The sequence below is a fragment of the Polaromonas sp. P1_F1 genome (assembly GCF_056405795.1).
Map to the genome: position 1 here is coordinate 108,419 of NZ_JBFUBJ010000001.1, position 16,258 is coordinate 124,676.

Below are 16,258 nucleotides of genomic sequence, written 5' to 3' on the forward strand. Positions count from 1 at the left end.
TTCGGGGTATGCCCGGTGAACTGGCGCGGGATTTGCGTCTATCCTATTACTACTTACTAATTCCTTGTCCTGGAGCTTTTCATGAAATTCAAAGTCACTCTGGTGGCCGCCGCTCTCGCCTTCGGCGCCAACGCTTTCGCCCAGACCAAGTGGGATCTGCCCGCGGCCTACCCAGCCAGCAACTTCCACACAGAAACGCTGACGCAGTTCGCGGCAGACGTCGACAAGGCCAGCGGCGGCAAACTCAAGATCACGGTGCACGCCAACGCCTCGCTCTTCAAGGCCAACGAAATCAAGCGTGCGGTGCAAGGCGGCCAGGCCCAGATCGGTGAAGTGCTGCTGGTCAATTTCGAAAACGAGAATCCGATTTACGGCGTCGATGGCATTCCTTTTTTGGCCACCTCTTACGCTGATTCCAAAAAACTCTACGAAGCCCAAAAGCCCGTACTTGATAAATTGCTGGGCACACAGGGCATGAAGCTGCTCTATACCGTGGCGTGGCCACCGCAAGGCATTTACAGCAAGAAAGAGCTCGCCTCGGTTGCCGACCTGCGCGGCATCAAATGGCGCGCCTACAGCCCCGCCACCGCCAAGATTGCCGAGTTGATCGGCGCGCAGCCGGTCACCATCCAGGCGGCTGAACTCTCGCAGGCGCTGGCCACTGGCGTGGTGGAAAGCTACATGAGCTCGGGCTCGACCGGCTATGACTCCAAGACCTATGAAAGCATCAAGTACTGGTACGACACCCAGGCCTGGCTGCCCAAGAATGCCGTCATCGTGAACAAAAAAGCCTTTGATGCGCTCGACCCCGCCACACAGGCGGCCCTCACCAAGGCCGCGGCGGACGCCGAAGTGCGCGGCTGGAAGCTCAGCGAGGAAAAGAACGAGTGGTACAAAAAGGCCCTGGCCGACAAAGGCATGAAGATCGTCACGCCGCCGGCCAAGCTGGTCTCCGACATGAAGCAGGTCGGCACCATCATGCAGGCCGACTGGGTGAAAAAGGCCGGCCCTGACGGCGAAGCCATCATCGCCAACTTCAACAAGCTCAGGGCCGCGAAGAAGTAAGGCATACAACAAGGCAGGCCGTGCGCAAATTCCTCGACAAACTTTATCTGGCAGGCGGGGCCTTGGGCGCCGCCTTCATCGCCCTCATCGCGGTGCTGATGATCGCTCAAAGCATCCTGCGCGAATTCCGCGTTAACACCGGCGCCGTGAACGACGTGGTGGCCTGGTTTTGCGCGGCCGCCGCCTTCTTTGCCATGGCCCACGCATTCAAGCATGGCGACTTTGTGCGGGTGACCTTGCTGCTCGATTCAGTGAATGCAAAGACCCGCCGCGTGCTGGAGCTGGCCTCGCTTTTTATCGGCAGCGTGGCGGTGGCCTACCTGGCATGGTCGGCATGCCTCTTCACCTATGAAAGCTGGGAGTTCAACGACATCTCGCAAGGCCTCTTGCCCATGCCGATGTGGATTCCGCAGTTGAGCTTTGCGCTGGGCTCCATCCTGCTGCTGGTCGCCGTGGTCGATGAATTCATCATCGTGATACGCGGCGGCGTGCCGACCTTTGTGCGCGAAGTCGAAGAACGCCATGCGCGCGGCGACTTCTCTTCGGAAGTTTGAGCCTCAGCCTGCGTCTCTTTCATTTCCGTTTATTTTCCAGACTACAAAGACAACAACATGGATATCCTGATGGTGGGCGGCATCTTGCTGCTGCTCATGATGCTGCTGCTCTCGGGCGGCGTGTGGATTGCGATGACCCTGGCCATCTGCGGCTGGGTCGGGCAGGCCTTTTTCACAACAACCCAACCGGGCAAGAATCTCTTCAGTGCTTTCTGGGAAAGCAATGCCAGTTGGGAACTGGCAGCCCTGCCCCTCTTTATCTGGATGGGCGAGATTTTGTTTCGCACCAAGCTCAGCGAAGAGATGTTTGAGGGCCTGCGCCCCTGGCTCAACCGCGTGCCCGGCCGCCTCATGCATACCACCATCCTGGGCTGCGGGATCTTCGGCTCGGTCTCGGGTTCGTCGGCCGCCACTTGCGCCACGATTTCCAAGGTTGCGCTGCCTGAGCTGCTCAAGCGCGGCTACGACGAGAAGATCGCCCTGGGCTCCCTCGCCACCGCCGGCACGCTGGGTATTTTGATTCCCCCGTCCATCACCATGGTGGTGTATGCCGTCGCGGCCGACGCGTCCATCATCCGCATCTTCCTGGCGGGTTTTTTCCCGGGCTTTCTGCTGATGGCGCTGTTCTCGGGCTACATCATCTGGTGGAGCCTGCGCCATCCCGACAAGGTGCCCGCCGCCGACCCGCCTTCCACGTTCATGCAGAAGATCAGGCAGTCGGGCAACCTGCTTCCCTGCGCTGCGCTGATCGTTTTCATCTGCTGGGTGCTGATCAGCGGCTATGCCACGGCCACCGAATGCGCGGCTTACGGTGTGGCCGGTTCACTGGGCCTGGCGCTGTGGAGCCGGTCACTGACATGGCAAAACTTCAAAGAGGGCCTGATGGGCACGACGCGCACCAGCTGCATGATCATGTTCATCCTGGCTGGCGCGGCATTCCTGACCAAAACCATGGCTTTCACCGGCATTCCACGTGAGCTGGCCGAATGGGTCAACAGCATGAACCTCTCGCCGTTTGCGCTGATCGGTGTGCTGACCATCGTCTACCTGATCCTGGGTACCGCGCTCGACGGCATCTCCATGATCGTGCTGACCAGCGCCGTGGTGCTGCCGATGATCCAGAAGGCCGGTTTCGATCTCATCTGGTTCGGCATCTTCATCATCCTGCTGGTCGAGATTGCCGAAGTCACGCCGCCGGTGGGCTTCAATCTTTTTGTGCTGCAAAACATGACCGGCAAAGACAGCAACACGATTGCACGCGCCGCCATTCCCTTCTTTGGCTGCCTGGTGGTGTGCATTGTGCTGATCACGGTATTCCCGCAGATCGTGACCAGCTTGCCTGATCTCGTCATGGGCAAAGATAAATAGATAGCGGCTCAGCGGACGCGCCAGGGCGACAGAAGTCTCTCATCGTCAGTCAGCGCCCAGGTCTCAAAGCCGGTGGCCTCTTCAATTGCGTGGCGGTACGGCGGCAAGTTGGTGCATTCAAGCACCACTGCCTGTAATGAAGGCTCTCGCTGCCTCAGGGCCACCGCAGCCGCCACTACATCGCCGCACGCCTTCTCCCTGTCCATGGTCGGGCGGTTACCCAGAATGGCAGTAGCAAATTCACTTTCAGGATCCACCCCCTGCACCACCACATCCGCCAGACGCTCATGCGCCACACCTGCAGCACGCAAGTGTTCCTCACCCAGCGCCGCTGAACTGATGGTCAGCACGCCCACCCTGGCGTGGCGTGCAAGCAGCACCGGCAATTGAAGCAGGCTGGAAGTGATAACGGGAACCTCCACGGCCGCCTGCAATTCGTCCTGCAGCAGCACGAGGAAACCGCAACTGGTGGTGATGGCCAACGCGCCCTCGCTCGCCAAGGCCTGCACCGCCTGCACAAAAGCCGGCAGCACGCCCGCAGCACGCAGGCCGGCGGCGGTCTGCACAATCTTGCCGGGCCCGGCTCCCGACACCACCCGCTGGCGAACGGGCACGCCAAACGCGTCTGGGTGGCCGATGTCACCCGGCCACCGGTGAAAGCGCGTATCAAGCATCACCACCCCCAGAAAGCCCGAAGGCTCGCTGAAAGCGGGTGCTGAGGTTAAAGTCATGGCTCCATTCTCCCGCCAAACAAACCACCCGCCACCGCCATGTTGAACGTCATCGCCATTTCTCTTGGAGCTTCAATCGGTGCGCTGGCGCGCTGGGGCCTCGGCCTGTGGCTGACGCCGGGCGGCCTCATTCCCTGGGGCACCCTTGCGGCGAACCTGATTGGCGGCTACCTGATTGGCATCTGCATCGCGGGCTTCCAGTCCATGCCCCAGCTGGACCCGGTGTGGCGGCTGGCGCTGGTGACGGGGTTCCTGGGCGGTCTCACCACGTTTTCCTCGTTTTCGGCCGAAGTAGTGATTTTCCTGATGGAAGCGCGCTACGGGCTGGCCGCGCTTACGGCCACCGTGCACGTGCTGGGATCCCTGTTGATGACCGTGGCCGGCCTCAAAACTGCTATGTTTTTTATAGCTGCTGGCGCACGCTGAATATGGGCTGGAGGTTAAAAAAATGATATCAATGTTAATTCGCAGGGAATCTGGCGCCGTTGAAATGGAATGGGATGTCGAAAACGTTCAGGGCATGTCTCATGCTCTGAGTGAAAGCCCGGACGGTTTTTTGATTTCAATGTGGAATTTGAAGGCACGTGGTGCTTCCGCCCAATTGGAAACCGGTGTCCTGTATTCGCTGTGGAAGGTGTACGCCGGTGTTGAGTTTCGGATTTCCCTTTTTTACGTCGCAAATAATTTAGCGACCGTGGGGGAGCGCACTTACCTCTTGGCCTTGTTTGGCGAGTACGACGGGTTCAAATCGATGCTGCTGGATGCGTGGGCAGACGGTCTTTCTATTAACTGGTCTGACTTGAGCGTGCAGTATGGCGACTCATGGTTGTCCATGTGTCAGGCATTAACTTCGAAAACCAACTGGATTCAGGCAAAGGTGGATGAAAGTCCCATCGTCCTTGACGCAGCAGGCTTGCGTTCAAAGCAGGATTTGTATTGCCGGCTTGGCGAAGCTTTTTTTGGGTACAAAGGCTATGCAGGCACCAATCTCGATGCTCTTTACGATGTGTTGAGGGAGAACAGATTGGATTGCAAAATAGCTTTCAAAGATAAAAAACAGTTTTCAACTGTCTGTGAAACCCTCACGAACGATGTCAGCTATTTCGATAGATTGACTGAGGTATTTTCGGGTGCTGGATTGCGCATTCAGGAATAAAGCTATCCAGTCGAAAATTGCTATTTTTTTATAGCTACTTGCGCAAACTGAGTCTGGGCTGGAGCCACTTTTCTTATAAATTTCCCAGTCTGTAAGCCGGCCGGCTTTTGCAGCCCGCACGCGCTTGTCATACCGGCGCAGTCAACCAAAGCCGCCACCACCCGCGAACGGCCTGAATTGGCCACAATGCGTCATGGCCTCCATGACAACCCCCATGACATCGGTGTATCCGGCTCTCTCAAGCGGCGGGCCGGACCGGCTGGCCAACATAGGCCGCGCACGGCAAGCGGTTCTGTACGGTGAGTACACGCCCGGAGGTGTCAGCCCGGTGGTTGAAAGCTGGATAGAGCGCTCCTGGCAGCGCTGCCTGGCCGGCGGCCAGCGGCCCGAGCGGGCGCCTTCTTTCGATATCGTTCCGGCCGCCGCGCTGCGCCGCACGCTGGAGGCCAACCACCAGCTGGTGCAAGCTGCGGCACCTGTACTGGAAAAGCTGGGCCAGGCCATTGCCGACACGCGCTACTTCGCCATCCTGACCAACCAGGCCGGCGTGGTCATCAATGTGAATGGCCCGATAGACCGGCGCGACCGCCGTGCCGACATGATCACACGCATCGGTACGGACCTTTCGGAACAACAAGTGGGCACTACCGCCATCGGCGCAGCGCTGACCGAACTGCAACCGGTGTGGCTGCATCGGGGTGAGCATTTTTTTGATGCCACCTCGGTCTACAGCTGCGCCGGCGCGCCCTTGTTCGGCCCCGACGGCCGCTGCGCCGGCATGCTGGACCTGACGGGCATCGAAGTGGTCGAGAGACCCGAGCTCAAACACCTCGTTGCGCAATCCGCGCGCAGCATAGAGAACGCACTCACTTTGGGCAAACCCCATGCATTGCTGATCCGGCTGAATTGGCCGGGCCGCACGCTGGGGGATGAGACCGATGGGCTGGTGTGCGTGGATACCGATGGTTGCGTCACTGGCGCCAACCAGGCGGCGCGGCAGATGATTTCACAGCTGGGCTTCACCGCAGGCATGACGCCGCATTGCAACGATCTCTTTGCCATGCCCTTCGAAATGCTGTTTGACGCGGCGCAGCGCCAGGCGCCGGTGAATGGCGGCATCCTCGAGGTGCCGCTCTGGACAGGCCTGCGCCTGCACGCGCTGCCGCAGTTGCCCGGCCGGGACTCGCCGCCCCCGGCAACCAGCCTGCCGCCTTCAGGCGCCGCGTCGCGAACGCTGAAGGAACTCGAAACCGCCTTGATCCGCAAGGCGGTAACCGATTCACGCGGCAATGTGCTGCAGGCCGCAAAGGCGCTCGGCGTCAGCCGGGCCACGGTTTACCGCCGCCTGGGCCCGGGCAAACGCAACTAACCCCGCAAACACAAATCAGTGCTTGTGCTCGGCCGTGGCACCGGCTGCTCCCGGTGCGGCAGTGGCAACCGGCAGCTTCAGCTCGAGCTTGCTTTCCACACCTTTGGCGTCCCTGAACAGCAGGGTCACGGGGATTGTGCTGTCTTTGGCCAGCGGTGCCTTGAGGTCCATCAGCATGACGTGGTAACCCCCTGGCTTGAGATCGACCTTTTTGCCTGCAGGCAAATCAAGCGATGGCACGGCACGCATTTTCATGACGTCGCCGTCCATTTTCATTTCATGCACTTCAGCCACGCCCGCCACCGGCGACGACACGCCGATCAGCTGGGCCCCATCCTTGGCGGTGAGGCTCATAAAAGCCCCCGTGCCTTTTTGCCCTTGCACGGTGGCACGCGCCCACGCCCCATCGACCTTGACGGCGGCCGTCTGGGCCAGGGCGGCCATGCTGGCCAGTGCCATCGAAAATGCCAACACGGCTTTTGAGAATTTTGCGGATGTCATGTGTAAATGCTCCTTGAAGCAGTAAATTGAATCGGAAATAAAACCGCCGGGGCTCGCTCAGTGATTGTGTTCACCACCGCCTGCAGGCATCAGCTCAAGCGCGGCAGCAGGGTTTTTGAGGTCGGACAGTTTTTGGCCTGGCTTGGGCACTTCGGCCCAGTCAACCTTGCCGGTCTCGCAAACCTGGCTGACTGGCCAATACAACATGCCCGCCTGTGCGGGCAGTTTGGCCTGCAGCACAAATTCGTCGTACCAGTCGTTCTGCAGGTAGTCAGCGGGGGTTTTAGCTGTCCAGCTGATTCGCGACACGTCTTCGGTGACGGTTTTGCCGTGATCCAGCAGCGGCTGCGCCAGCTTCTCACGTGTGACCTCCAGCGTCCAGCCTGCTTTGGGCATGGGCTTGGCACCCTGCACACCCGCGGGGATGGTGACCACGATCTGTTTGACGGGTGAATTCCCGCAGCCATGCCCGACCTTGAATGTGCCCTTGTAGTAGCTGCCTGCATTCGCGACCTGGTATTCCAGGGTGACGTGTGCGGCGGCAGGCAGCGATACGGCAATAAAGATAGCTCCAGCCCAATAGGGACGAGCGCAAGCAGCTATGGTTTTAATAGCATTTGGGTATTTCATGATTGATTCTTACAGGATTGAAAATTAAAGGCAGCAGGATTTGCGGCTGAAATTAGGGCCAGCGAGCGCCATGCCGAACGGAGCGCACGGGTGCGCAGAAAAGGCTCGTGAAAGTGCACGCTGAAATGAACGATGGCACGGCGCCGGCCGCAAGGCCCGTGCGCGGGATGCCTGAGGCCTCCAGCGAGAGGCGGTTCAGTTCAAAGTGCGGGAGGTGCGCGGCTGAAAGGCAGCCCGGAGATGGCTGTGCCGGTGGTTGCCGGAATATCCGCCACCGCAACCGTGGTACCGGTGACACAGGAAACGCTTGCTACCGGTAGAGGTGGCAGCACCAGCCCTGCTGAGCCGCACAGGTCGCAGCGCTGGCCTGGGGAGGCTGCATTGCCATCGGTGGAGTCCACGCCGGCATCAGACGAAGCGGTGTTGACGCTGCAAATGCCGCTCAGCTTGCCGCTGCGCACGTCCTGGGCGAGCATGGACACCGGTGCCCACAACGCCGCCGCCACGGCCAGGAAAGCCAGCCAGGCGGCAAGGCGTTCCCATACGGGAAGGGTCGGACGGGATGCGGGGTGGTGGGGCACGGGGTGATTATATGTAGCCCCCACGCTCCCCCACTTCGTGTGGGTCGCTGCCCCCCGAGGGGGCCGCCCGCCTGCGGCCCGGCAAAGCCGGTTCCGCGGCTCATGCTGGGTTGAAGAATTCTTTGGACACTACCAGCGGGGGCCGCGGGACTGGCTTTGCCAGACCGCAGGCGCCGCCCCCTCGAGGGGGGAACAGGCTACACGCAGTGAGACTGGACGGGGGTGGTGTCTTGCTAGGGCGCCCCAAAACCAAACCGCCGAAACACCTCCTGCGCTTCCGGCGTCAACAAGTAGGCAGCAAACTGCGCAGCCGCAGCATCCCCGCTTCGCGCAGTCAAACCGTAGGCCGCACTCACCTGCAAGGCAGCCGGCATCTGCACCACGTTCATGCGCGGCGCTTCTTTGCGAACCGCCACGGCGTTGGTGCAATAGGTCAGGAACAGGTCGGCGCGGCCCTCCGTGATCAGCCACTCATACGTACTCCGGCCCGGCGGAGGCTGGGGTGCTTCGGGTGAGCCGGTGAGCTTGAGTGCCTTGCTGTCCAGTGCCGTGTAAGCACCGGGCTTGAGTGCTTCCGCCTTGCGGAACACTGCCCACGCATAGTCGCCCGACGGGTCCGCCCTGGGCGTGGAGGTGCCGAGCTTGACGGCGGGATCCAGCATCAGGTCGAGCAACTTTCCCGAATCGGCATTGAGCTGCGGCACGGCCAGAGCACACAGCTGGTTGCGCACAAACAGCGTGGGTTGCACCCATGCACTGCCCGCTGCGGAATAGAGGCGCTGGGGATGCTGCGTATCGGCCGAGGCAAACACCTGCGCAGGCTCGCCCTTTTCAATGCGTTCGCGCAGCAGTCCGGAGGCGCCAAACGTCAGCTGGGTTTTCACGCCCGTGCGGGATTCGTACGCGCGGGCCACTTCGGTGAGCGCTTCGCGCAGGCTGCCCGCCGCATACACGCGCAGCGGCGCGGCGCCTTCAGCAGATGCTGCGGGCGATTGGGCATGCGCCATAGTCAGGCCTCCTGAAAAAACAACCGCAGCAGCAATCCATACCAGCAGGCGCCGCGGGACTGGCTTTGCCAGACCGCAAGCGCCGCCCCCTCGAGGGGGGAACAAGCTACACGCAGTGAGCTTGGACGGGGGTGAGCCAATTTCACCGTCCCCTGTAGGGGAGGACAGGCTACACGCAGTGAGCCTGGGCAGGGGGGAACTCATTTAGCGTTTGGGAAGAACAATTGCTCACCGCCAATTTTGTAACCGGCGATCACGTTCTGGCCCATGGGCGAGATGATCCAGTCCACAAACCTCTGCGCTTCCACCACTTTGGTCTGCGGATGCTTGGCGGGGTTCACCACCATCACGCCGTACTGGTTAAACAGCTTGGTATCGCCTTCGACCAGCACGGCCAGGTCGCCGCGGTTTTTGAAGGACAGCCAGGTGCCGCGGTCGGCCAGCACATAGCCGCCGCTGCTGGCCGCGATGTTGAGCGCCGGGCCCATGCCGCAGCCGCAAGCCTTGTAGTTGGCAAACGCGGGCTTGTCGCCCGGCGTCTCAACGCCCGCGGCTTTCCAGTAGCGAAGCTCGGCGGCATGCGTGCCGCTCTTGTCACCGCGAGAGATAAAACCGGCATTGGCGGCGCTGAGTTTTTTCAGCGCTTCGACAATGTCCCTGCCCCTGGTTTTGGCCGGATCAGCTGCGGGGCCGATCAGCACGAAATCGTTGTACATGACAGGAAAGCGCTTGATGGCAAAACCTTCGGCTACGACTTTTTCTTCCGCCACCTGGTCGTGCACAAACAGCACGTCGGCGTCCCCCCGGCGGCCCATGTCGATAGCCTGGCCGGTGCCGACAGCGACTACTTTCACGTCAATGCCCGTAGCTTTTTTGAACTCGGGCAGCAGGTAGGGAAAGAGGCCCGACTGCTCGGTCGAGGTGGTTGACGCCATCACGATAGTGTTGGTTTGTGCTATCGAAACAGTAGCTGCCAGCGCAAGCGGGACAAGCACCAAGGCCCTGATCGACCCGAAAATTCCCGATACCATGCTCAAGCTGTTCATGCAAGTTCTCCTTTTAAAAATGCTTCTGCCGCTGCGGGGACAGGACCGGTGAAAAAGGCCGCAGTCGGCAAGTCGGCTACCAGCCGGCCATGCTCAAGGTAAATCACCCGGGTGGCCAGCCGCTTGACCTGCCCCAGGTTGTGGCTGCTGAAAATAAGCGTCATGCCGGCATCGGCAAACTCCGCCATCAGGCGCTCGACCTCGCGCTTGGCCGTGGGGTCCAGGCTGGCCGTGGGCTCGTCGAGCAGCAGAACCTGCGGCTTGAGCGCCCAGGCGCGCGCCAGCGCCACGCGCTGCTGCTGCCCTCCGGACAAAGCCTTGGCATTGCGTGTGGCCAGGTCCTCCAGCCCCACGCGCTCCAGCGCGGCCAGTGCCTGGACTTTGGCCTCTTTCCAGCGCACACCACCCAGCCACAGTCCGAGTGCCACGTTGTTCAGCACGCTGGCGCGCAGCATGTAGGGCCGCTGGAACAGCATGGCCTGCCGCAATTGCACGTCGTGCTGAAAGCTGCCGCTGGAAGGCCGGACCAGGCCGTTGAGGGTTCGCAGCAGCGTGCTCTTTCCGCTGCCGTTGGCGCCCACCAGCGCCAGTCTTTCGCCGGCCTTGATACGCAGGCTGCAGCCGCTGAGCGCCTGCACCTGGCCGAACTGCACACCGATGGCATGCAGGTTGAACACCTGCGTCATGGCTGCGCACCCCCGGTGGCCAGGGCCACATCCGGCAGGCGGTCGTCGAACCGCTCACGCCAGCGCCGCACCAGGGCGATCAGGATGTTCAGCAGCAGCACCACCCCGAGCAATACGATGCCCAGCGCCAGCGCCAGCGGCAAATCGCCCTTGCTGGTCTCCAGCGCAATCGAAGTCGTCATCACGCGCGTGAAGCCGTCGATATTGCCGCCCACCACCATCACCGCGCCGACCTCCGAGATCGCCCGGCCGAACGCGGCGATCAGCACCGTCAGCAACGCATAACGCTCGTCCCACAAAAGAATGAGGCCGCGCACAAAGCGGCCCGCACCCAGCGACCGGAATTGCTCGCCATGAGAACGGTCGGCATCTTCAATCGCCTGGCGGACCAGCGCGGTGACGACCGGCAGCACCAGCACGGCCTGCGCCAGCACCATGGCCTTGAAGGAAAACAGCCAGCCCAGAAAACCGAGGGGGCCGGTTCGCGAGAGCAACAGGTACACCACCAGCCCGACCACCACCGACGGAAGGGCCAGTGCCGTGTTGAGCAGGGCCAGAACCGCACCGCGGCCGCGAAAGCGCGACACGCCCAGCCACGCACCGAGCAGCAAGCCGCCGCTGCAGGCAATGAGGCAGGCACAAGCACTCACGGCCAATGAACGGGCCACGATGCTGGCCAGCATGGGATCGAGCGAGGTGATGAGCGTGAATGCCGTGGCGGCGCTGTCTGAGAAGGTGTTCATGTCAAAGCTGTGCGGCACTCTAGCCTAGGGCCTAAGTCCTTGATTTGCATCGGGAATCATCGCTATGAATTCATTTGCATAGGTTGGCAAACCCAAGCTGTCCACCGCGTCCCCGACCCGTTCCCGCCGACCGATGCACTCATAATCTGTGCACTTACCGTTTGCCATGCATAAAGTCGAACTCTCTTACCTGCTCACACCCCAGCGCGGCAAAAACGCCCTGATACGCAATCCGCTGATGGACATGCTCCATGCGGTGCGTGAGCAGGGCTCCATCTCCAAAGCCGCCAAGGCGCTCGACCTGTCGTACCGCCACGTGTGGGGTGCACTCAAAGACTGGGAGCAGACCCTGGGCCGAACGCTGATCGTCTGGGACAAAGGCCAGCGGGCACGGCTCACGGAATTCGGCGAGAAACTGCTTTGGGCCGAGCGGCAGGCACAGGCTCGGCTGGCGCCACAGATCGAAGCGTTGCGAGGCGACATCGAACGGGCCTTTTCCACCGCCTTTGACGACAACGCCCATGTGCTCACGCTGTATGCAAGCCACGACGCAGCGCTTTCTGCGTTGCGCGAGCAGGCGAGCCCGCGCGGGCTGCACCTGGACATCCGGTTCATGGGCAGCGTGGACGCCATTGCCGCCCTGAACGCGGGACGCTGCATGATGGCCGGATTTCACACGCTGGACCAGCCTGGCAGTCAGTCCGTGACCGCACAAACCTACCGCAACCTGCTCAAACCCGGACTGCACAAGCTGATCGGCTTCGCCCATCGCATGCAGGGCCTGATCGTGGCCAAAAACAACCCGCTGCAGATCGCCGGCATCACCGACCTTGCAAGGCCGGGCGTGCGTTACGTGAACCGGGCGGAAGGCACCGGCACGCGCGTGTTGCTGGACGAACTGCTGGGCAAAGCCGGTGTGGCGACTTCAGATATCGAGGGCTACCAGAGCCAGGAGCCATCCCATACGGCCGTAGCCCAGGCGATTGCCAGCAATGTCGCCGATGCCGGCCTTGGCATTGAAACGGCAGCGCGCGAGAAAGGCCTGGGCTTCATCCCGCTGGCGCAGGAGCGCTACCACCTGGTGTGCCTGAAGTCCGAACTGCCCACGCCGCAGGTGCAGGCACTGCTCAAGGAGCTCCAGAGCCGCGACTGGCAGGCCACGCTGGAAGAGTTGCCCGGCTACAGCGGCGAAACGGCCCAGAGCGGCAAGGTGCTGTCCCTGCGCGCCACTTTGCCCTGGTGGACATACCGCAAGGAAAAATTGGCGAAAAGTGCCTGAAATCCTTTATAGAAGAGCGCAGGCAGCTATTCTTTTTATAGCGCGCAAGACCTGAAGCCACAGAAAATATCATCCCGTCCGGGCAGGCAGAAGTTGCGGAAACGGGGATGCTTCAGGCGCGCACGTGTGGCGAACGAGCCGCCACGCAGCACCTTGTGGCTGCCGAACCAGGGTTCGGAATAGGCGGCGAAAGGACCGGGCACAAAACCCGGGTAAGCGCGAAAGGTGGTGCCCGTCCACTCCCACACGTCACCCCAGCGAAAGCCCCTGCGGGCGGCCGTGCACGCAGCGGTTTCCCATTCCACTTCTGCGGGCAGGCGGCGGCCAGCCCAGCGGCACCAGGCGTCAGCTTCCCACCAGCTCATATGCATGGCCGGCTGGTTGCCGAGCATACGCATGGCCTTGCCAAAGCGCGTCAGCATCACGGCGCCGCTGGCCACACCGATCTGTTCAACGTAACGCGGACCGCGCCTGCCCTCGCTTTTGACGGTGGCCTGCAACCACGCCCATCCCTCGGGCTGCCAGAACTCGGGCCGGTCATAGCCGCCGTCATCGACAAACTCCACGAACTGCGCCCAGCTCACCGGCTGCGCGTCGATCTCAAACTCGGGCACGCTGATGTCGTGCAGCGCCAGTTCGTTGTCGAAGGCAAAGCCTGCAGTGTCCGATGGTGCGGCAGAGCCCATTTTCCAGACGGTAGCCGGGACCAGCAGCGCGCCCCTCAGTGCCATGGACGGGGGCGTGAAGGCTTGCAATAAATCCTTTTCCATGGGCACACCCAGCATTTGCGCTGCGTGGGTCAAGGCTTCGGCCTGCATGTCCTCATAAAAGAGGCACAGGCGGTAGAAGTAGAGTGCATCGCTGTCTTCACCGGCTTTTCCCAGCAGTTCCAGTGTGCTTTCCAGCGTGTCGAGCAGATAGGCACGGCAAACGTCCACATCGGGCAGGTCAATCGCCCAGCGCTGGCTGTACGGAACACTCGCAGGGTCCCACCAGCGGTCGGCGTTGAGTTCCATCGAAGCGAGGCGGGTGTGCCCCGGTGCGCAGCGTATTCCCTGCGCGCGCTGCACATTGCGGCCGATCCACCATTCCTGGAACCAGCCGACGTGGCCGAGCATCCACAGCGGGGGGCTCAGCGGCGGGGAGGCCGGCACGGCAAAACCAACGGATTCCAGCGCCTGCTGGTACTGGCCAAAAATCCGCAAGGTGTGATTGCGGGCATCCATCAGCGCCAGCGACAGGACGTCACGGCCGGCGCTGCGCATGAGGGGCGAATCGATCTGGCGGTCCATCGCGAAAAAAATGATTGCTGGCGGGAGTAATGAAAAGGTGTAGCGTCTTGAACCCGCACAAAGTCTGGCAAGCATCGACACGAATGGACACAAACAAGACACCATCAAAGCCGCGCGCCGATTGAGGCCAGAATAGCAGACGGACGACCGGCTGGCGCGCATAAGTGTTTAGGTTGCATACTGGGCTCGAGGACAAACAAGGGGGCCTGCCAACCCGACGAAATATTGATGGCAAGGTGTCGCGCCACGGCGACTTACCCCCTTTTGTAACAACAAGTACACGGATAGACTCCGGCCAGTCGCCCCGTATCTTGAGAATGCCTGCAGGTGTCTGGAGGACGCATCGACTGCCCCTTGACCCCGCCCCTTGACTCACTCACCAGCACGCCACTTATGCAACCACACGATCTGAACTCATCGCCCGCCGAGCTCGACATGACGCTCCTGGACCTCGGGCCCCTGGCGTGGGTGCTGGAAGAACTGCGCAAGTCGCTGGAAGGCTCCAACAAAGCCCTGAAACGTTTTTTGCGGGAGGCTGAAGGCGTCAGCAACTCCGATCTTGCAGCACTCGATGCCGGCCAGTTACGCACTGCCCGCCAGCAGTTGCACCAGGCGGTCGGCGCGCTTGAGATGGTCGGCATGAGCGCGCCTGCGCTGGTGCTGCGGGCCATGGAAACGGCGGTGCAAAAGTTCATCCAGACACCGGGGCAATGCACACAGGACGCTGCGACCAAAATCGAACTTGCTGGTTTTTCCCTGGCGCATTACCTCGAAGACGTGCTGGCCGGAAAACCGGTGTCTGCGGTGTCACTTTTTCCCCAGTACCGCGACATCCAGGGCCTGGTTGGCGCCGATCGCGTCCATCCGGCAGATCTCTGGGTGTTCCAATGGCGCTGGATAGAGCCGGTCCTCAATATCACCGTCGATGCCAGGGCGTACGGCGGGGAATCCAGGCAGCTGCTGGACCGGCTGATGCTGACCCTCATCCGGACCGGTGATGCAGAAGCCGCACAGAGCCTCAKCGATGTGTGCCTGGGCTTCGCCCAGGCTCAAACCGGCATCGAACCCAGGACCTTCTGGAAAATAGCAGCGGCGTATTTCGAAGCACTGGCAAAAGGGCTGCTGAAAATCGATCTCTATGTAAAGCGTGCAACCCTGCGCATCCTGCTTCAGTATGTCTGGCTGGCCAAGGGTACGGAGGCGTCGGCCCGGCTTGCGGAAGATCTGCTTTTCCTGTGTTCCCAGGCGAAAGTCCCGCGCTCCAGCGACGCACCGGTGCTGTCGGCGGTTCGTTCAAGTTATGGCTTGACGCGGTTCAAGCCGGTGGACTATGAGTCGGTCCAGTTCGGCCGCTTCGCCCCGGCCCTGATCGCACAGGCCCGCAAGCGCATCAGCTCGGCAAAGGAAACATGGTCTGCAGCCACCGCTGGAGACCTGAGCAAGTTCAAATCCCTGAACGACCAGTTCAGCCTGGTGACGGATTCACTGGTCAAACTGCATCCGCCGAGCGAGCCGATGGCGCGGTCACTGACGCGCGTGATCGCCTCGACGGTCAGCTCGGGTCAGGCCCCCAGCCCCGAACTGGCGCTGGAGGTGGCAACCGCCGTGCTGTACCTGGAAGCCGTGTTTGACGATTTCGACCCCAACGACCCGCGCCTGTGGGCCCGGACAGCCCGGCTGGCGGAGCGGCTTGAAAGCGCCAGGACGGGCGGACAGCCACAACCCCTGGAGTCGTGGATGGAGGAGCTGTACCAGCGCGTCAACGACAAACAGACCATGGGAAGCGTGGTGGGTGAACTGCGCGTGGCCCTGGGTGTGCTGGAAAAATCCCTCGACAGCTTTTTCCGCACGCCGGAGGACAAAAAACCCCTGGCCGTGGTACCAGGGCAACTCGCGCAGATGCAGGGCGTGCTGTCCATGCTGGGGGTAGACCAGGCAGCCCTGGCGGTAATGCACATGCGTGAACTCGTGGAACAGATGCTCAAACCTGGTGCCAATGAGCAGCAGGCCCACATGGCAGGATCGGTCGATCGCCTCGGCAACAATCTCGGAGCCTTGAGTTTCCTGATTGACATGCTCAATTACCAGCCCGGCCTGGCCAAAAAGCTGTTTGTGTATGACGCGGTGAAAGGCGAACTGAAGGCCGACAAGGACAACTGAACCGCCATAAGCGCGGCCGGGGCTGCGCCTGAGGGCAGCAGGTGAAATGCCCGAGAAAACACCCTTGTTTTAAACTGGCTGCCCCCGCGC

At 61.5% G+C, this 16,258-nt stretch carries 17 protein-coding genes; 8 read left to right on the plus strand and 9 right to left on the minus strand.

Annotation, left to right across the window (positions count from 1 at the left end; translation table 11 throughout):
* Positions 1 to 81: 81 nt before the first annotated feature.
* Genes AC1DZE_RS00585 through AC1DZE_RS00595 form a run of 3 tightly spaced genes read left to right on the plus strand, consistent with a single transcriptional unit; the run spans position 82 to position 2,987 of the window.
* Positions 82 to 1,065 (plus strand): TRAP transporter substrate-binding protein, encoded by a 984-nt coding sequence (locus AC1DZE_RS00585; protein WP_477667967.1) that lies wholly within the window; start codon positions 82 to 84, stop codon positions 1,063 to 1,065.
* A gap of 20 nt (positions 1,066 to 1,085) precedes the next feature.
* Positions 1,086 to 1,619, plus strand: a complete 534-nt coding sequence (locus AC1DZE_RS00590; protein WP_477667968.1) for a TRAP transporter small permease — start codon at positions 1,086 to 1,088, stop codon at positions 1,617 to 1,619.
* A gap of 57 nt (positions 1,620 to 1,676) precedes the next feature.
* The gene (locus AC1DZE_RS00595; RefSeq protein ID WP_477667969.1) at positions 1,677 to 2,987 is read left to right on the plus strand and encodes a TRAP transporter large permease; all 1,311 of its coding nucleotides are present in this window, start codon (positions 1,677 to 1,679) and stop codon (positions 2,985 to 2,987) included.
* A gap of 8 nt (positions 2,988 to 2,995) precedes the next feature.
* Here AC1DZE_RS00595 and AC1DZE_RS00600 read toward each other — a convergent pair whose 3' ends face one another.
* Positions 2,996 to 3,718 (minus strand): aspartate/glutamate racemase family protein, encoded by a 723-nt coding sequence (locus tag AC1DZE_RS00600; RefSeq protein ID WP_477671912.1) that lies wholly within the window; start codon positions 3,716 to 3,718, stop codon positions 2,996 to 2,998.
* A 39-nt stretch (positions 3,719 to 3,757) separates the two neighbouring features.
* Between AC1DZE_RS00600 and crcB the strand changes: the two genes are divergently transcribed.
* The 3 genes from crcB (at position 3,758) to AC1DZE_RS00615 (ending at position 6,243) form a co-directional block, all read left to right on the plus strand.
* Positions 3,758 to 4,144: a fluoride efflux transporter CrcB gene (gene crcB / locus AC1DZE_RS00605; RefSeq protein WP_477646309.1), complete on the plus strand. Its 387-nt coding sequence runs from the start codon at positions 3,758 to 3,760 to the stop codon at positions 4,142 to 4,144.
* Positions 4,145 to 4,208: 64 nt separating this feature from the next.
* Positions 4,209 to 4,874, plus strand: a complete 666-nt coding sequence (locus AC1DZE_RS00610) for a barstar family protein (protein ID WP_477667971.1) — start codon at positions 4,209 to 4,211, stop codon at positions 4,872 to 4,874.
* Positions 4,875 to 5,067: 193 nt separating this feature from the next.
* Positions 5,068 to 6,243, plus strand: coding sequence for a sigma-54-dependent Fis family transcriptional regulator (locus AC1DZE_RS00615; RefSeq protein ID WP_477671915.1), 1,176 nt, complete (start codon positions 5,068 to 5,070; stop codon positions 6,241 to 6,243).
* Positions 6,244 to 6,258: 15 nt separating this feature from the next.
* Here the strand turns inward: AC1DZE_RS00615 and AC1DZE_RS00620 are convergent, their stop codons facing one another.
* The 7 genes from AC1DZE_RS00620 to AC1DZE_RS00650 form a co-directional block, all read right to left on the minus strand.
* On the minus strand, positions 6,259 to 6,744 hold the full coding sequence (locus AC1DZE_RS00620; protein WP_477671916.1) for a copper chaperone PCu(A)C: 486 nt from the start codon (positions 6,742 to 6,744) through the stop codon (positions 6,259 to 6,261).
* 57 nt (positions 6,745 to 6,801) lie between these two features.
* A complete protein-coding gene (locus tag AC1DZE_RS00625) occupies positions 6,802 to 7,374 on the minus strand; it encodes a YcnI family copper-binding membrane protein (protein WP_477671917.1) in 573 nt (190 codons plus the stop codon).
* 200 nt (positions 7,375 to 7,574) lie between these two features.
* Entirely contained in the window at positions 7,575 to 7,955 is a 381-nt protein-coding gene (locus AC1DZE_RS00630) for a DUF2946 family protein (RefSeq protein ID WP_477699674.1), read from the minus strand.
* 233 nt (positions 7,956 to 8,188) lie between these two features.
* Positions 8,189 to 8,962 carry a molybdate ABC transporter substrate-binding protein gene (locus tag AC1DZE_RS00635; RefSeq protein WP_477699675.1) on the minus strand — a complete coding sequence of 258 codons (774 nt, stop codon included), beginning with the start codon at positions 8,960 to 8,962 and terminating at the stop codon, positions 8,189 to 8,191.
* Between the two features lie 200 nt (positions 8,963 to 9,162).
* The gene (locus AC1DZE_RS00640) at positions 9,163 to 10,008 is read right to left on the minus strand and encodes an ABC transporter substrate-binding protein (RefSeq protein ID WP_477671920.1); all 846 of its coding nucleotides are present in this window, start codon (positions 10,006 to 10,008) and stop codon (positions 9,163 to 9,165) included.
* Positions 10,005 to 10,694, minus strand: a complete 690-nt coding sequence (locus AC1DZE_RS00645; protein WP_477667978.1) for an ABC transporter ATP-binding protein — start codon at positions 10,692 to 10,694, stop codon at positions 10,005 to 10,007. The genes AC1DZE_RS00640 and AC1DZE_RS00645 overlap by 4 nt, the downstream gene beginning before the upstream one ends.
* Entirely contained in the window at positions 10,691 to 11,437 is a 747-nt protein-coding gene (locus tag AC1DZE_RS00650; protein WP_477671921.1) for an ABC transporter permease, read from the minus strand. Before AC1DZE_RS00650 ends, AC1DZE_RS00645 begins: the two co-directional genes overlap by 4 nt.
* Before the next feature lie 166 nt (positions 11,438 to 11,603).
* Between AC1DZE_RS00650 and AC1DZE_RS00655 the strand changes: the two genes are divergently transcribed.
* Positions 11,604 to 12,716, plus strand: a complete 1,113-nt coding sequence (locus AC1DZE_RS00655; protein WP_477671922.1) for a substrate-binding domain-containing protein — start codon at positions 11,604 to 11,606, stop codon at positions 12,714 to 12,716.
* A 35-nt stretch (positions 12,717 to 12,751) separates the two neighbouring features.
* On the opposite strand, the gene senA is transcribed toward AC1DZE_RS00655, so the two are convergent.
* Complete coding sequence (senA, locus tag AC1DZE_RS00660) at positions 12,752 to 14,008, minus strand: selenoneine synthase SenA (RefSeq protein WP_477667981.1); 1,257 nt, start codon at positions 14,006 to 14,008, stop codon at positions 12,752 to 12,754.
* A gap of 393 nt (positions 14,009 to 14,401) precedes the next feature.
* On the opposite strand from senA, the gene AC1DZE_RS00665 reads away from it, so the two are divergent.
* Entirely contained in the window at positions 14,402 to 16,168 is a 1,767-nt protein-coding gene (locus AC1DZE_RS00665) for a FimL-related protein (protein ID WP_477699676.1), read from the plus strand.
* Positions 16,169 to 16,258 lie beyond the last annotated feature (90 nt).

Excerpts from the sequence above, each read along its gene's own strand:
- AC1DZE_RS00640 (WP_477671920.1), bottom strand. The coding sequence starts at position 10,008 with ATGAACAGCTTGAGCATGGTATCGGGAATTTTCGGGTCGATCAGGGCC.
- AC1DZE_RS00635 (WP_477699675.1), bottom strand. The coding sequence starts at position 8,962 with ATGGCGCATGCCCAATCGCCCGCAGCATCTGCTGAAGGCGCCGCGCCG.
- crcB (WP_477646309.1), top strand. The coding sequence starts at position 3,758 with ATGTTGAACGTCATCGCCATTTCTCTTGGAGCTTCAATCGGTGCGCTG.
- AC1DZE_RS00610 (WP_477667971.1), top strand. The coding sequence starts at position 4,209 with ATGGAATGGGATGTCGAAAACGTTCAGGGCATGTCTCATGCTCTGAGT.
- AC1DZE_RS00655 (WP_477671922.1), top strand. The coding sequence starts at position 11,604 with ATGCATAAAGTCGAACTCTCTTACCTGCTCACACCCCAGCGCGGCAAA.
- AC1DZE_RS00585 (WP_477667967.1), top strand. The coding sequence starts at position 82 with ATGAAATTCAAAGTCACTCTGGTGGCCGCCGCTCTCGCCTTCGGCGCC.
- AC1DZE_RS00620 (WP_477671916.1), bottom strand. The coding sequence starts at position 6,744 with ATGACATCCGCAAAATTCTCAAAAGCCGTGTTGGCATTTTCGATGGCA.
- AC1DZE_RS00615 (WP_477671915.1), top strand. The coding sequence starts at position 5,068 with ATGGCCTCCATGACAACCCCCATGACATCGGTGTATCCGGCTCTCTCA.
- AC1DZE_RS00600 (WP_477671912.1), bottom strand. The coding sequence starts at position 3,718 with ATGACTTTAACCTCAGCACCCGCTTTCAGCGAGCCTTCGGGCTTTCTG.
- AC1DZE_RS00645 (WP_477667978.1), bottom strand. The coding sequence starts at position 10,694 with ATGACGCAGGTGTTCAACCTGCATGCCATCGGTGTGCAGTTCGGCCAG.
- senA (WP_477667981.1), bottom strand. The coding sequence starts at position 14,008 with ATGGACCGCCAGATCGATTCGCCCCTCATGCGCAGCGCCGGCCGTGAC.
- AC1DZE_RS00625 (WP_477671917.1), bottom strand. The coding sequence starts at position 7,374 with ATGAAATACCCAAATGCTATTAAAACCATAGCTGCTTGCGCTCGTCCC.
- AC1DZE_RS00650 (WP_477671921.1), bottom strand. The coding sequence starts at position 11,437 with ATGAACACCTTCTCAGACAGCGCCGCCACGGCATTCACGCTCATCACC.
- AC1DZE_RS00595 (WP_477667969.1), top strand. The coding sequence starts at position 1,677 with ATGGATATCCTGATGGTGGGCGGCATCTTGCTGCTGCTCATGATGCTG.